We start from the raw sequence: 15,370 nt of genomic DNA on the forward strand, positions 1-15,370 counted from the left end.
GCAAGAACTTTTAAGAGATTTCTCTCGATGTTGAAGTGAGCGGCTGAACTCATTGGTGGCGCTAAGTCAAATAATTATCTTTTCCTTATTCATGAGAAAAATTGGCACAGATTACATATAATATAATCAATAATCAACAATGATTATCAGAGGATGGCTATGAAAATCATTCTATTTTTAGGGTTTATGACCATGAGTTTTGCCTCTTCGGGAGCCATCATTTTCGTTCAGGGGCTACCCATGGCGTTGGAACAAAGGAACGACGTTTATCTTCTCCCTCCATCAAACGTAACACCATCCAATGCAGTTTTATTCTATATCACTATGGATGGGGTCAATAAATTATGTGTTTTAGATACCCACATTAACGGAGGCTTTTATCAAATTACCCAAGTTGCATTTTTAATTAATGGGAATCGAACAGTGTGGAATTGCTATGCTTATGAAACCGAGGTGGTTAAGGTCCTACCGTGGTAGGGTAGGTCGTTTAGCCCATAAATAACCAATGAGTAAACGACCAACCTATGTTGAAATGTTAATCAAAGATACATAGTAGAGCGGATTTCTTCGAATCGCGTATTATCCTGTGCCTGCCTATTTTGTGTGGCTTGCAGTTCCTTCTCCTCTTGTTCTTGTTGAGTCTTTAGTTTCATAAGTTCAATCATATTATGAGTTTTTAGTTCTTCTAAAATAGCCACTAATAAAAGGTCCGTCGTAGTTTCTATCTTTATTTCTTGAGCAGGTGGTTGTATTTCTTTAAAGGGTTGTACTTCAGTTGACGAAGGTTTCTGTTTTTGATTGAAAAAAAGTTGTGTTTCCTGGTTTGAGTAAGGTTGTTTAGTTTTATTATTTCCATGAACTATACGAGTATTTGCATCTTTCTTACCCATGGTGAGCTCCTTTTCCTTATGAGTCTCTTCCAGATTAATCCGAATCTTTAGCCAAATGCAAATGTTTTTTTCATACATTGCAAAATTTGAGGTTTCATTATTAATATTACACAGGTGAAAACTTTAAATTCACTCTTAAGAAACATTTTTAGCTATTAGCCCTTAAACATCAACGCGTTCGAACTTGATATCACAATAAAGGGATTGCCGAAGTGTCTGGTAATCCTGTATACACTGCGCAGGCTGATGCTGAACTCAAATGAACAAACAACATAAAAACACTTTGCAAATAAAGTGTAAAATCCTGACAGTAATCTCTTATGTCCAAATTAGCGGGTGATAAAATGAATGGACATAATATTAAGGTAGTAAATCATGGTCAAACTTGCAGATAAAGAGAGTAAGGATAAAGAGAGTAAAAAGGATTTAAGAAGCAAAGCTATCGAAAATAACCCATGTAGTTTATGTCGAGCATTTGGCTTACCTGTTTGCCGCGGGCACGGGGGGGGGCGGGGGCGGTGGTGAGTCTGGGGGCGGTTCAGGAAGTGATGAGTGGACTAATGACGAGACATACACTAATGAAGATGGTCTTTCACCCGATTTAAAACCCACGCCTGTTGAAGCTATTTCCGTATCCTCATTTTTAGATGAAAGCGAAGTTTGGCATGAATCAAGCGAAGAGGATTTGTTGTATTTATTCGAGGGTGATTTAGCCATTTTGTCTCTGTCCCTTGATCTATCTCATGGATTAATCACCTTCAAAGGCGATGAGAATCTTAATCAGAAGGACCAAGCGGATCTTGATGCATTATATGATGCAATTAATGGTGAATTTAAACAATTTGCAAAAGAGTTAAATGATAGAGGAATTCAGTTTCATGGCACGTTAACCAGGGAAAACAATAACTTATTCATTCAAATTCCTGATAAGAAACAATATGATGCCTTTGTCACGAGATTGACCGATAAGAATTTGATTCCTACACGAAAAGTTGAATTAGATCTCACACAGTCCGCAAAACAAAAAATTGTAGCAGACCAAGATTTTCAAGCAGAGTTCTATAAGTCACCAACTCCTTACGATATCTCCCGCGGTCCTAAGCTACCAGAGTAATAAACAAAGAGGGTTGGGACATTTTGGCCCAACCTTTAGCATTGAATCTCCAGTTTATTTTTTCTTATCCCTTTGCGGATTATGAAAATAAACCAAGCTAACGAGCAAATTACTCTTATGAACACACTGACGAAACATCAAAAAAATGCTCATTGATGGTAAAGCTGGCTCAATAGTTGATTATCATTATAAATGAGGATGCAGGTTAATTTTTGCGGGTCGGTCCCCATGGCTCGCCACGCTTACCTTTCATTTGTAAATTAATAGTGAAAAAAAGAAATTGCACCCAAGTATGAGACTACGCTTGTTATAATTTAGGTTGAAAAACTTTATTAAGTGCCGGGGTGTTTTATGAAAGAACGACAGGAATTAATGAAAGAACTGCTTGCTAATGCAAATATTCCTGCATTATCGTTATCCTGGTGTCAAAAAGAGACTCGCCATGCTATGGCTTACGGGGAGACAGACACAAAAGCACCCAGCCAGGTTAATACCCATACTTTATTTCAAGCGGCATCTCTTAGTAAGCCCGTATCAGCAGCAATTGTTTTAGACTTGGTTGAACAGGATTTAAATAAAGACCTCCCGGATAAGTGGGATTTAGACACGCCCCTTTTTAAATATTCCTCCTTTGGGCCACCTGAACTTGAGAAAGACCCGAATTATCAAAAACTAACAATGCGCATGGTAATTGGACAATGTTCTGGTCTAGCCAACTTTGGACAGGACGGAGATGATGGGAAAAAATTTATTGCAACACCTAACTCGCGATTTACCTATTCAGGTGTGGCACTTGATTTTTTAAAGGAGGTTATTGAGAAAAAAACGGGTAAGGAATGGGAAGCAATCGCTCAAGACTTTTTTATCAAAGCCGGTATGAAGAGTTCTACTTTTAAACGCTTGCCAGCCAGCCCTCTTGTTGCCAGCGCGCATAAAGAAGATACAAATGGTGCTCTTCAACCTTTACCAGTAGTGCCAGACAACTCACCCGGGGTTCCTGCTGGTTCCTTACTTACAACTGCAGAGGACTACATCACTTTTCTACAGTATTGTTTTAAAAATGAATTTCTTAAATCCAAACTACTCACAGGAACTCTATCAAGTCTCCCGCCAACGTCCTCTCCCACATCACAAGTTCAATGGGGGTTGGGGATGGGGGTTTATAGTGATAGTAACCTCAAGAAAACGATTGCCTTTCATTGGGGCAATAATACTGGCTCGATTTCATTTTGTGCGATGGATATGGCAACAGGCGATTGTGTGGTAAGTCTTGCAAATTCAATCAACGGGCCGTCTGTGTTTCAACAGGTAGCAGAGCCTATTGTTGGTGATATGAGTCAATTATTTGAATGGTTATCTAAGTATTGTGGTTTTAATGATGAAAGCCGACCCAAGGCGCCAGACGCTATTGCGTCAACAGTTCGCTCAATTCACTCATTAGCAAAAACAGATTCTGTAGATAATGGCGTAAAAATAACAGCTCACTTCAAACAAGGTGTGAGGCAATTACAAAAAAGTGATATCGCCTCAACTGTTTCAGATGACCCCGACACTTCAACTGTAATAAACCCATAGTAAGAGCTTTAGTGAAACCCCGTTGCCCGCATACCTCAACCAGGCTACTGCTTAGATAGAATAATAGCATGAGTCATTGGATGGCCCAAAGCCAGTATATAGGGTCGTTTGACCCAAGAACCGCGCCCCACAGCTAAATGACTTACTTTGATTGCCAGACACTGATGCCAGCAATGCCCTCCCATACATCAATTTATGATGGCGTGGAGGATGTCAAAACTGCTCCTGCGCCTATAGTAGGGGGGGCATTAGGATTAAGAGTATTATTCGCATCAAAAAATCTTAGTCCACCTTGCTTAATTTGGGGAGATTTTTCAGATATTGGTAATAAGGTATTATTTGGGCGGATATCTGGAATAGGGCTTGAACTCATTTTTCTCAATTGCGCTTCCACCTGTGAAGAAGGTGGAGATGATTGTCTTCGATTAAAAACGGTAGGCCAGGTAAACGCTATCGATACGAATGCTAAAATCACCGGAGACAATATTGCCATGGTAACGGTTAATGCAATTTTTTGCCCTATTGCTTCTCCCAGTGTTTCACCAACATGAATTCCACTTCGGATTCCACCAGCGACAGAATACGCAAGAGAATCGCCTATCAAAGCACATAGTTTGAGGATATTGATTGCTCCATTCTTTATCTTTTGGGCTCTTGTTTGGGATTCGTCCGAGGGTTGATAAATTGATTCAAATTTTTCTTTCAGATCAACATAGGTTTTTGGGTTAAAGACTTTATAAACTTGTGAAAAAGTATTAACAACCATGGTTGTTGTAGTACATATCATAGAAATAACATGGGCTAAAAAGGTATCAGGTTTCGCACCTAAAACGCCGAAAAATTTATTTACACCCGATGCAGTAGTAAACCAGGTTAATGTCGCATAAACCGCTAAAAAGACTGCACTTACGACTCCTAATAAGACACATCGCAAAAGACCATGGGGTTTTTTATAATCTTCAATAAAGAGATTTTTAAATTTTGCATAATTTTCACGTATGCCTACAGCTTGAAATGAATAAAAAGAGATAGCGGTAATCAAAGATAATCCAACCGTCACTATCAAAACTAGAGGGTTAGAGGCGAGCATGCCTGCTCCCAGAAAAGTGAGAAGTCCTACGAGACCAGCATATCCAGAAATGCCCGCAGAAATACAGGCCAATAAGGTCACGATACCAAAAAATAATTTCTCACCTCTATCGAATACCGTTTTTTCTCTTGCATTTTCTTCAGGGGTCGTAAATGTTTTTTGTTTTTGAGGCTGAAAGCCAGCACTGTCAAGCATGGCACGCCCACGACTTAATAAACACACTATTCCATTACATAAGGAAAGTACTATCGCTAAAGCGAGGCTAAAGCCGAAGGGAGCTCCTAAAGTCGCTAATAATCCCAAGCCAAATACCATGCAAAGTGCCATGGAGGTAACGACTTTGCCAACGACCAATGGCACTCCTTTTAGGAGCCTATTTCTATTCTGAGTCGGTGTTCTTGAAAATTCCTGGCCCTTGCTAGAGCAGGTAGCAATTTGCAAGACTTCTTGCTTGGATAATCGTTTTCCACCCGCAAGGATCTCTCCCCACTTAAAGGTAAGAAAGCTCCAAAAATTGTGGGAAAAAGGACGTTTTAGAAGATCTGTGATTCGAAGATCCCCATTCAAAATGGCTTGTTGGACTTTTTCCGCTTCATCATCAGAAAATTTATATTGGTTGAAAGAAGTAATCATCCACTCTTTTTGAGTTTGAAATTTTCTTTTTAAAACCATAATGACTTCAGGACGTTTATATGGCGTAAAATCGATTTGCTCTTGTTCTAATAAACTAACTATTACGTTCATTCCTACAAATCCCTGTTTAATGCAAATCGTGTAGCTTATTTATAATTTCACAAGAATTCCATTTAAATTTTTCATTCATTTCTCAATAAGTAGGATACCGTTATTATTTTTATTAGAAAGATTTGACATACTTTGTGAGTTCCATTCTAATCTTGTTTTTTTCATGATGATGGAAGATCATGGCATTTTTGAATATTCTAAAACCTGCTCCTTATCTGAACGAAATTCAGGATAAAACCATTGTTAAACGGCAATACCGTTATTGGCGTATTCGTACCTTTTATGCAATGTATATAGGGTATGCTTTATTTTACTTTACGCGAAAAAGTTTTACCTTCGCGATGCCTGCATTACAAAGCACCTTGGGGATGACCAAAACTGAACTGGGAATGATTGCTAGCATTTTGAGTTTAAGTTATGGCATCAGCAAATTTTTGAGTGGAATTCTTGGCGATAAGTCTAATCCTCGTTATTTAATGGCGATCGGGCTAATTTTGACAGGTATTTTTAATATTTTGTTTGGATTGTCTTCCACCTGGTGGTTATTTGCTATTTTTTGGGGATTAAATGGTTGGTTTCAAGGGTGGGGATGGCCAGGCTGTACTAAATTATTAACACATTGGTATTCTCAATCCGAGCGGGGTCGTTGGTGGAGCCTTTGGAATACCTCACATAACGTAGGTGGTGCATTAATTCCCTTGATTGTTGCCATGTGCGCGCAGTATTTCGGCTGGCGTTCGGCGATGTTTGTGCCTGGGATCATCTGTATTTTTGGAGGTCTTTTTTTAATTAATCGTTTAAGAGATACGCCTCAGTCACTTGGTTTACCTGCGATAGAACAACATCGTGACGATTTTTCTGGTTTATCCCATCATCACCAGGAAAAAACTGAATTCTCAGTCAAAGAAATTCTTTGGAATTATGTGTTAAGCAACCCCTATGTTTGGATACTGTCCGTTTCTTATTTGTTTATTTACGTTGTCCGAACGGCCATTAATGATTGGAGTATGTTGTACCTAACGGAAGTGAAGGATTATTCCTTAATCACAGCAGGTAGTTGTGTCATATGGTTTGAGGTGGGTGGTTTTTTTGGAAATCTGGTTGCTGGTTGGTCTTCTGATAAAATATTTCAAGGTAAACGCAACCCAATTAATATTCTTTTTACCGCAGGTGTATTTGTCACTTTGCTATTATTTACGTTGACTAAGGAATATACACCATTCCTCGACTCCTTGTTTCTTTTCTTCTTCGGTTTTTTTATCTTTGGGCCACAAATGATGATTGGTATGGCCTGTGCGGAATTAGCCCATAAAAAAGCAGCGGCGACTGCAACTGGTTTTGCCGGATTTTTTGCTTATTGTTTAGGGGCAGTTCTTGCTGGTGCTCCTTTGGGGGCAATCATCAAAAATTACGGCTGGGATAATTTCTTCCTGACCTTGTTCGTTTGTTGCGTCATACCATTCTTTTTGATGCTGCCCATCTGGCATGTGAAAGTTAATCCAAAATATCGTAAACCTGAGTTTTCACGCGAAGCTGAATTGCTAAGTGTAGGTGATTAAAAGGTGGTTCAATAGGTGGTAGCCTGGTTGGCGCAGAGCGACAACCGGGTTTGGCTTGTTTTGATGTTTATGCCGCGGGGGCCATCTTATTAATACCGTCTACAATACTATTAAGTTTTATGGAGCTGTCTGTAGAGAAGAAGGTAAATTTACCTCTGTTCAAAGCAATATTTACACCTGCAGCAAAAGCATAACCAATTCCGCCAGACAGAACAATTGCCAGAATATTAAGAAGAATTTTTCTACATCCTCTATGGTTATCAAGTTCAAGTCTTGCTGTTTTAATGTAGCTTTCACAATTGTTTTTGAACTGTGTATACCTTTCCTTTGATGGTGCACCAGAGAAATAGTTTTTTCCTTCTGTCATTAAGGCATCATAAACTATATTCGCTGCCTTAAGAGCATCCTGACATTCTGGTTTGCCTGAGAAGGCTGTAATCTTCTTATGTAGTAAATCAATATTATCATTAAAGTTCTTCTCAGCGGTGCTGATAGGTCTCTGTTTTTGGGTTGTTGGTATATCAATAACTAGTTTTGGTACTTCAGAGGTTTGAGTGTACTTATCTGTCTTAAGATATTTATGGCCCCATTGTTCGTATAAGTAGGACGCAGCAGCAGGATAACTATCTAAAACATATTCGGTTGCCTCTGCTTCAGATCTGCCTCCCACTCTAATTGCAAAACCCATTCTGCCTTCTAAATACAGTTCTTGGTAAGGTAAAAGCTTAGTCCCATGGATAATCATATAATCGAAATCGATAGGAATGAATTCACCAGAAGATAATTTTAAGAAATTATCCTTGTTGGGATCTAACATAGTAAATAACAGTCCATTCTTAGAGATAGTTCTTAAGGGACTCTCATCTTTATCAATTAGTTGAGATTCTTCTTGAGGAGAAAGAGGCATGCCAGGGTAATATTTCATGGCAAACCCTTCTTTACCTTGATTTTTTCCTTCAATTAACCAAGCAGAATCGTCCCCAAAGAAAGCATTGATAGAACGCACATTATTTTGAATGAGATAGGAATTAGGACCATTGGGTACTTTAACTACAATTTTCAAATTACGGTCTTGTTTATGTTCCCATAAGGAAACTTGATTTGTCTTACCAGTAGTGAGCTCTTTAACTTTTGTATAATGATTTAAGTTAATTTTACCGGCGGTATTTGTATATTTGGGCATATTGATTTCAATAACTTATGGGTTTTTTGTCTATAGATTGTACATGAAGGAAATTAAGGAAACATTAAAATGATTTGGTCCTAAATATTGGTTTATATCAAAACCCAATTTACTTAAGCACAGCCTGACTGTATTCGTATCGGCAACTCTATGTAACTCGTGCTTTAGTTTGGCCTTATTCAAGCATTCATAGCGACATTAAATCATCTATACTTCAATCATCATTTGCTTCTTTTATGGATATATTGCTAACAAGGAGATAGTTATGAGTATATCTAAGTGGGTTTATCGGTTTTCCCCTATTTTTATCTTTATTATTACCATTATCTCTACAAACTGTTTCGCTGATCCTGGTTTCCGCAGACCAGGAGGAGTTGGCGGTGTAGGAGGAGTTGGCGGTGTAGGAGGAGTTGGCGGTGTAGGAGGAGTTGGCGGTGTAGGGGGAGTTGGCGGTGTAGGGGGAGTTGGCGGCGCATATCATTATAATAATGGAAATGTTGGGAATTACTATCCAAGCAATGGCTGGGTTGCTCCAACAGTGATCATCAATGGTTCCAACAATTGCCAAACCTGTGACTTTAACGGCACCTGCATCCAAAATCAGAATTGCAACTAATATAAATATTGTTCATAAGTAGGTCGGGTACATCGCCCGATCACTCTGTACTATCTCAAACGAAGCAAATGTAGCAATGTAGCCTGGTTGGCGCAAAGCGACAACCGGGTTTTAAAAACTCGGATTTATTGAATATAGAATGAAGAAAATGGATTGAAATAACACGGTTGCCGCAGGCGTCAATCAGCTACGACTGCTTAATGATAGTTGCAGGTTGCACCAAAATTGAATTTCCTTATGGTAGTAAGATCTTATTAAAAGTTTACCATAAGCTTAGAAGTTATCTTTTTCATAGGTTTATGCAGGCCAAAGCAGGGGATAATATGGAAAGACCCAAAATAGGACTAGTACTAGGCAGCGGATCAGCACGCGGCTTGGCACACATAGGCGTTATCCGTGAGTTGGCAAACATGGGCATAAGACCAGATCTTGTTACAGGTTCATCCATAGGTGCTGTGGTCGGAGGCGCTTATGCATCAGGTCACCTCGACGAATTTGAAGAATGGATTTGCACCCTTAGGCGTGTAGACATTCTAAAATTATTAGATGTGCGAATGGCTGGTGGCGGTTTTATCCAGGGTAAACCTCTTATGATTGCCATCGAAAAACGCATTGGCAATCCTAATATCGAGGATCTGGAAGTTACCTTTGGGTGTGTTGCAACATCGCTCTTGAATGGTAAAGAGCACTGGTTGCGGGATGGTTCCTTACTCAATGCTGTGCGATCGTCCATCGCCCTACCTGGAATTTTTGCACCTATTGCTTTAAAACACGATATTATGGTGGATGGCGGCCTAGTTAATCCAGTACCTATTTCACTCGCACGCGCTATGGGTGCTGATTATATCATCGCCGTTAATCTAAATAGTGATCTCATCGGCAGACATTTCTCCCTACATCACAGTGATGCAGCGGATAATCAAGGTAACAAAAAGAAATTGGAATATGCTGAAAAGCATGATCCAAACATCGCTATGTGGGCGTCCAAGCTGAAAGCTGACTTCGGCATTAGGCTGGATTCATTTATTTCCTCCCTGCATAAGAAGAAAATCCATGAACCCGGTCTTTTCGACGTGATCGCCAGCTCCATTAACATTATGCAGGATCGCATCACTAACTCGCGCGTGGCAGAGGATCCACCTGACGTTCTCATCACACCGAAGCTTGGCTATATCGGTCTTATGGAGTTCGATCGTGCGCAAGAAACGATACAAGAAGGCCATGAAGCAACCCGGCGTGTGAAAGACACTCTGGAAAAGCTTAAACATAAATCATAATTTTTACTGCACGATTTGATTATCGTTTTGTGTTATTGATTAGGAAGTCCAGGAAGTGTAGCCTGGTTGGCGCTAAGCGACAACCGAGTTTCAAAACCTCGTATTTATTGAATATAGAATGAAGACAATGATTGATATAACCCCGGTTGCTGCAAGCCTCAACCAGGCTACCTCGCTATACTTACTTCTCATTATAAAGGAGTATTATGCAAATAAGTAAATGGGATAAGTTAATACCATCAGATTTAAATGATTTTATTTTGAGGTTAGCCCCAACAAAAATAAAAAGCAGATATTTAAAGGCGAGAGACCATTATAATAAATCAATTAAACTAATCGATTTTGATGATGAAATGGCATTTATAAGACTTGTAGCTTCCGAGGAAGAGATTGTAATTAGTATATTTGAGCAATTAAAAATACAAAAATTTTGTAACATCAGATTTACAAGTAATTTTAAAAATCATGCGGTTAAGATTTCATTAGCCCCTGTTTTAGACTATTTCACATCCATATTAAAGAATATGAAATTTTTTGGAGATTCCCAAAGAGAAGAAGTAAAGTTAGTACTAAAAGGAGATAGTATTAGACTCTTGATTAAGTTAGAAGAGCAAGAGCTAATATCACCTCTACCAGTGAATATTACATTAGAAGCAGAAAATGAGAGAAACACAGTTGAGGATTGGTATCGCAGATTTCTAGAATTTCTTCCTGAAAAATGCACAGTCAAAGGATTTGTGACTTCACGTGCAGATGCAAGAAATAAAATTTTATATGCCCATGATGGTGGAACATTCAACTTGTCCCCAACAGAAACATTTATACATCATTTCCAACGAGAGATTGTTTTACTATGTTGGGCATTGGGAATTTTAATAGATGATGATATAGCTACAAGAGGATATGATCTAATTAATCTTATGATATCGATTTATGAAAGAATCTTAATTGAATCTAAAGTATTAAAGGTTGGTTAATTCACGGGTCTAGATTCCGTCTACAAGTGTCTACATGGCGTCTACATGGAATTTTAGGGGTAAATTATGACGGAAGCTGAAAAAGGGATTAAATTAACCAAAACCATCGTTCATAAACTCGAACATATCCCAGCAAAGACCCAAACTTTTTATCGTGATAATAACTTAAAAGGCTTTGCTTTAAGAATTACCTCGGGTGGTGTTAAAAGTTTCATCGTTGAAACCAGAATCAATGGCAAGGTAAAAAGAGTCACCTTAGGCAAATACGGGAACCTGACGGTTGAAGAAGCTAGAAAACAAGCCAAAAGTCTTTTGGGTAGTGTGGCGAGAGGTGATGATCCAATAGCTGAGAAGAAAACCAAAAAAATCCATGCTATGACTTTGCAGCAAGTATTGAATGATTACCTTAAAGCAAGAAAAGATTTAAAGCCACGCACCTTAAACGATTTCCAATGTGTGCTGCATGACGTCGTACCTGACTGGCTTGATAAACCGCTGGTGAACATTACTCGTGAGATGATAGCCAAACGGCATACTAAGCATGGTTAGGCAAACAGTAAAGCACGTGCCAATAATGCCATGAGGGTATTAAGGGCTATTTTTAATTACGCCATGTATGAGTATTAAGACGATAATGGTTATCCAATCATCACCATTAATCCAGTCAAATACCTCTCGCATACCCGGGCATGGTATCGAGTAGATCGAAAACAAACAGTCATCAAGCCGCATCAATTAGCTGACTGGTATAAAGCAGTCATTATATTGGTGGAGACTGACAACTACCGTAATGCCTTATTGTGGCATGATTATTTTTTATTACTCTTATTCACCGGCATGCGAAAAATGGAAGCAGCCTCTTTGCGCTGGGAAGATATTGATCTCAAATCCAAAACCATCACCCTGCAAGACACCAAAAACCATGAAATACATACACTACCTATGTCCAATTTTGTCTATGAGTTAATGGAGCGCAGAAGCCGGAATAAAACCAGTGAATTTGTATTCCCTGCTGAAAGTAAAACTGGCTATATCTATGAACCTAAAAAAGCAGTGAATAGGGTGGTTGAGTTATCTGGCGTACCATTTACCTTGCATGATCTTCGTAGAACTTTTGCAACTATCGCAGATAGCCTGGATTTACCTGCTTATGCTTTAAAGAGACTTCTTAATCATAAAATGAATAATGATGTTACAGCAGGGTATATCATGAAAGACGTTGAACGGTTGAGGAAACCGATGCAACAAGTAGCTAATTTTATACTTAAGCATATTATGACGATGGCTGAGTTATGAATATCAATGAACTAATAGAGCACTGGAAACATCTCTTACCGATAATACGTGAGCCATAAATTCGGAAGATTATGATTAGCAGGCTGGTCTTAGGCTCCGTTTCTACATGTCATAATATTTTGTAGAATATTGCAAGTTTTTGAAATTAGAGTTTTTATGATTGGTCATAAATTTTGCGATCCTAATAAATATAGTAGAAACAATGCACTACAATACAATTTTGCTATGAAATTGCTAAGAAAAATTTCATTTGATAAGAAATCCAGAGTATTAGACGTTGGGTGTGGTGATGGAGTGATTACCAATGAAATTGCTGAAATTGTTCATGAAGGTTGTGTTATTGGTACTGACATTTCCGAACAAATGATTGAGTTTGCTTCTAAAAAATACATGGATCAAGATAACTTGCGTTTTTTAACCATGGATGGCAGTAGAAATATTTTTAGAGAACAATTCGATGTTATTACTTCTTTTAATTGTCTCCATTGGATTAAAGACCAGCAAAATACTCTATTTGGGATAGAAAAATCAGCAGCATATGGTGCTCAAGTAGTTCTTCTTTTATCGCATAAAAAATCCTTATATCATCTGGTTTTGGATAAAGTTTGCTCTAGTAGTAAATGGAAAAATTATTTTATTGATTTTGTAAGCCCTCGTTTATTTTTTGATCCACATGATTACAAAGAAATGATTGTTAAATCAGGATTAGAAGTAGTTGACTTATCAGAAGAAGAAATGACTTATTCCTTTAAGTCAAAAGAACAACTTAAAGATTTTTTTAGTGCTGCAGGATCTCAGATAAAACAAATTCCTGAAAACAGGAAATCTGAATTTTTGAATGACTTTGTGACTGAGTATCTGAAAAAAGTGGTCTGTTCTCAAGAAGATTTAATCCCCGTTAGTTTTTGGTGTTTACAAGTTATAGCAACCAAACCAAAACCTAACTTAATGAAAAGTACTGATTTCGATAGTCGACCATCAAATGTTGAGTAATTTATAGATTAGATCTTTATTTCTTCAATCTAAACAGTAGCGCAATTCAATGTTTTAAAAATATGCTCATTAGTATATTCATCATATTTAGATACAGAAATCATATTTTTGTTCAAATAATTGAATAGATCATATGATCTTGCTTCTTTGCATATCTATGTAGATTGATAAACAGGATAATAATCTGTCATAAGTGCAATGTTGCGAATTATAGCCTTATGGTTAATTAAGCCTGCTAGAGGATACATCAGCATAACAGAAACAGCCAAAATAGTGGCTCCAAATTCTAAATGAAAGAGTTTATCTCGACATTCCTTAGATTTTTCCTTTTCGTAAAAGGGAAATAATTTTACTAAAGGTGGTATTAGCATTACTAATAAAAACATTGCATTACAAAAAACAATTGTTAAATTAGTGATTAGAAATAACCCTATCGGTAATTGTACAAATGTAGAGATAAAAGACGTTGTATGAGCTAGATACTGCGGGTTATACCCTAGAGCCTAATAGATTAAATCTTTTGTATAAACAGTTAATATTTGATGATTTATAAGGCAAAAGATAGAGTAACAGCCAATTAAGTACATATTTTTATTTCGTATTCAGCCACTAACATACACTATTGCAAATAATGCACTACTAATCATTGCTGGTATAAAAATCGCAGACAATATTATTAGTACTATCAAGGGAGGTAGTGCTACTGATGTAAATTTGCTAAAAGCAAATAATGCAAAAACAAAGAGTATAAGAATTAAAGTTGTGACTTTGTGTATTTGATTCACATGCTCAATCATTAAATATTTTCCTCACTCTAATCTCAATCAAGAAATGAAAATGGTATTGCCCAGAGATTATCTCCAAATGACAAACATTTATCTCCATTATAGAGAACGATCCCGCTTACCCAATTTTTATCAGCTAAACTGGCCAGTTTTCTCAATCCACGGAAATCTTGATTAAGAATAGTTTGACTTGCTTTAACTTCAATACCAATAATCTTGCGAGCATGATTTTCAAGAATAAAATCCACTTCCACTTGGTCTTTGTCACGATAGTAATAAATATTCCATGGCTCATTAGCTAGAGTGCACATTTTCAGTAATTCGCTATATACCCAAGTTTCTAGTAAAGCTCCAAAAGAAGATTTATCTTTTTCAATGCTTTCGATGGTAACTCTGTTCAGGCATGCCAAAAGACCACTATCAATAAAATGAATTTTTGGTGTTTTAACTATCCTGCTTAAGGTATTGTCCTGCCAAGGTCTTAATTGATGTACTAAAAATAGTGTTTCCAGTAAACCGACATACTTCTGCGCTGTTTTGGTATCTAAATTTAATTGCCCACCAATTTGAGTAAAATTGGTTAATTTTCCTGATTGTTGAGCCAGTACCTCCAGTAATCGTGGCATTTCCACTAATTTTTCTATTGATGAGATATCTTTTACGTCTCGTTCTACTATTGCTTTGATATAAGATTTAGCCCAAGCATTTCGTCTTTCAAAAGTTGGTCTCGTTAACATTTCGGGATATCCACCAGTCAGAGCCTGTGAAATAATGTCTGTTTGTTCTGAATGTGTTACATGATTTGGCCAGGATTGATCTAAGGCATATTTTATAAAGTGATTTTCTCTACGTTGGATTTCAGCTAGAGAAAGTGGAAATAAGGTTAATATTTCCATTCGACCAGCCAAGCTATCTCCAATTTGAGGTAATGCGAGTAAATTGGCTGATCCAGTTAATAAAAAGCGGCCGGGCTGTCTATTTTCGTCAATTGAAAGTTTTATCGCGCGTAGTAATTCTGGAGCACGTTGAATTTCATCTATGATTGCTTTATCGATTCGATTAACAAAACCCACAGGATCTTGTTTTACTGCATTAAGAATATTGTCATCATCCAATGTGTAGTAGGGTAAGGAAGGCGAGTATTCTTTGACTAAAGTGGTCTTTCCTGATTGCCGAGGCCCGTTTATTAAAACAACGGGTGTATCCTTCATGGCAATTTCCATTCGACTTTTAAGTTGTCTTGGAAAATTATCTGTTTTCGTATTCAAGAA

12 protein-coding genes and 1 pseudogene are annotated in these 15,370 nt (G+C 37.7%); 9 read left to right on the top strand and 4 right to left on the bottom strand.

All coding sequences use genetic code 11. From position 1 onward, the window contains the following. Window positions 1-159: 159 nt before the first annotated feature. The gene (locus LHA_RS02395) at window positions 160-477 is read left to right on the top strand and encodes a hypothetical protein (protein WP_045107347.1); all 318 of its coding nucleotides are present in this window, start codon (window positions 160-162) and stop codon (window positions 475-477) included. Window positions 478-539: 62 nt separating this feature from the next. Here LHA_RS02395 and LHA_RS02400 read toward each other — a convergent pair whose 3' ends face one another. After that, window positions 540-890, bottom strand: coding sequence for a hypothetical protein (locus LHA_RS02400; RefSeq protein ID WP_045107348.1), 351 nt, complete (start codon window positions 888-890; stop codon window positions 540-542). A gap of 475 nt (window positions 891-1,365) precedes the next feature. Between LHA_RS02400 and LHA_RS02405 the strand changes: the two genes are divergently transcribed. Continuing rightward, window positions 1,366-2,004, top strand: coding sequence for a hypothetical protein (locus LHA_RS02405; protein WP_052673561.1), 639 nt, complete (start codon window positions 1,366-1,368; stop codon window positions 2,002-2,004). Window positions 2,005-2,355: 351 nt separating this feature from the next. After that, window positions 2,356-3,579: a serine hydrolase domain-containing protein gene (locus LHA_RS02410; RefSeq protein ID WP_045105123.1), complete on the top strand. Its 1,224-nt coding sequence runs from the start codon at window positions 2,356-2,358 to the stop codon at window positions 3,577-3,579. A 193-nt stretch (window positions 3,580-3,772) separates the two neighbouring features. Here the strand turns inward: LHA_RS02410 and LHA_RS02415 are convergent, their stop codons facing one another. After that, complete coding sequence (locus LHA_RS02415) at window positions 3,773-5,413, bottom strand: hypothetical protein (protein WP_045105124.1); 1,641 nt, start codon at window positions 5,411-5,413, stop codon at window positions 3,773-3,775. A gap of 179 nt (window positions 5,414-5,592) precedes the next feature. Between LHA_RS02415 and pgtP the strand changes: the two genes are divergently transcribed. Continuing rightward, window positions 5,593-6,972, top strand: coding sequence for a phosphoglycerate transporter protein PgtP (pgtP, locus tag LHA_RS02420; RefSeq protein WP_045105125.1), 1,380 nt, complete (start codon window positions 5,593-5,595; stop codon window positions 6,970-6,972). Between the two features lie 67 nt (window positions 6,973-7,039). Here the strand turns inward: pgtP and LHA_RS02425 are convergent, their stop codons facing one another. Further along, window positions 7,040-8,155, bottom strand: a complete 1,116-nt coding sequence (locus LHA_RS02425; protein ID WP_045105126.1) for a hypothetical protein — start codon at window positions 8,153-8,155, stop codon at window positions 7,040-7,042. A 265-nt stretch (window positions 8,156-8,420) separates the two neighbouring features. On the opposite strand from LHA_RS02425, the gene LHA_RS02430 reads away from it, so the two are divergent. From LHA_RS02430 to LHA_RS02455, 5 genes and pseudogenes are all read left to right on the top strand, one after another. Further along, window positions 8,421-8,771 carry a hypothetical protein gene (locus tag LHA_RS02430; RefSeq protein ID WP_045105127.1) on the top strand — a complete coding sequence of 117 codons (351 nt, stop codon included), beginning with the start codon at window positions 8,421-8,423 and terminating at the stop codon, window positions 8,769-8,771. A gap of 200 nt (window positions 8,772-8,971) precedes the next feature. Continuing rightward, window positions 8,972-10,048: a patatin-like phospholipase family protein gene (locus LHA_RS02435; RefSeq protein ID WP_231861963.1), complete on the top strand. Its 1,077-nt coding sequence runs from the start codon at window positions 8,972-8,974 to the stop codon at window positions 10,046-10,048. A 206-nt stretch (window positions 10,049-10,254) separates the two neighbouring features. Next, entirely contained in the window at window positions 10,255-11,025 is a 771-nt protein-coding gene (locus LHA_RS02440) for a hypothetical protein (protein WP_045105128.1), read from the top strand. Window positions 11,026-11,091: 66 nt separating this feature from the next. Beyond that, window positions 11,092-12,321, top strand: a pseudogene (locus tag LHA_RS16445) (tyrosine-type recombinase/integrase). Between the two features lie 156 nt (window positions 12,322-12,477). Next, window positions 12,478-13,314: a class I SAM-dependent methyltransferase gene (locus LHA_RS02455; protein WP_045105130.1), complete on the top strand. Its 837-nt coding sequence runs from the start codon at window positions 12,478-12,480 to the stop codon at window positions 13,312-13,314. 820 nt (window positions 13,315-14,134) lie between these two features. Here the strand turns inward: LHA_RS02455 and LHA_RS02470 are convergent. After that, window positions 14,135-15,367, bottom strand: a complete 1,233-nt coding sequence (locus LHA_RS02470; protein ID WP_172480821.1) for an ATP-binding protein — start codon at window positions 15,365-15,367, stop codon at window positions 14,135-14,137. Window positions 15,368-15,370: the final 3 nt, after the last annotated feature.

The organism is Legionella hackeliae (assembly GCF_000953655.1).
GTDB classification, from domain to species: Bacteria; Pseudomonadota; Gammaproteobacteria; order Legionellales; family Legionellaceae; genus Tatlockia; species Tatlockia hackeliae.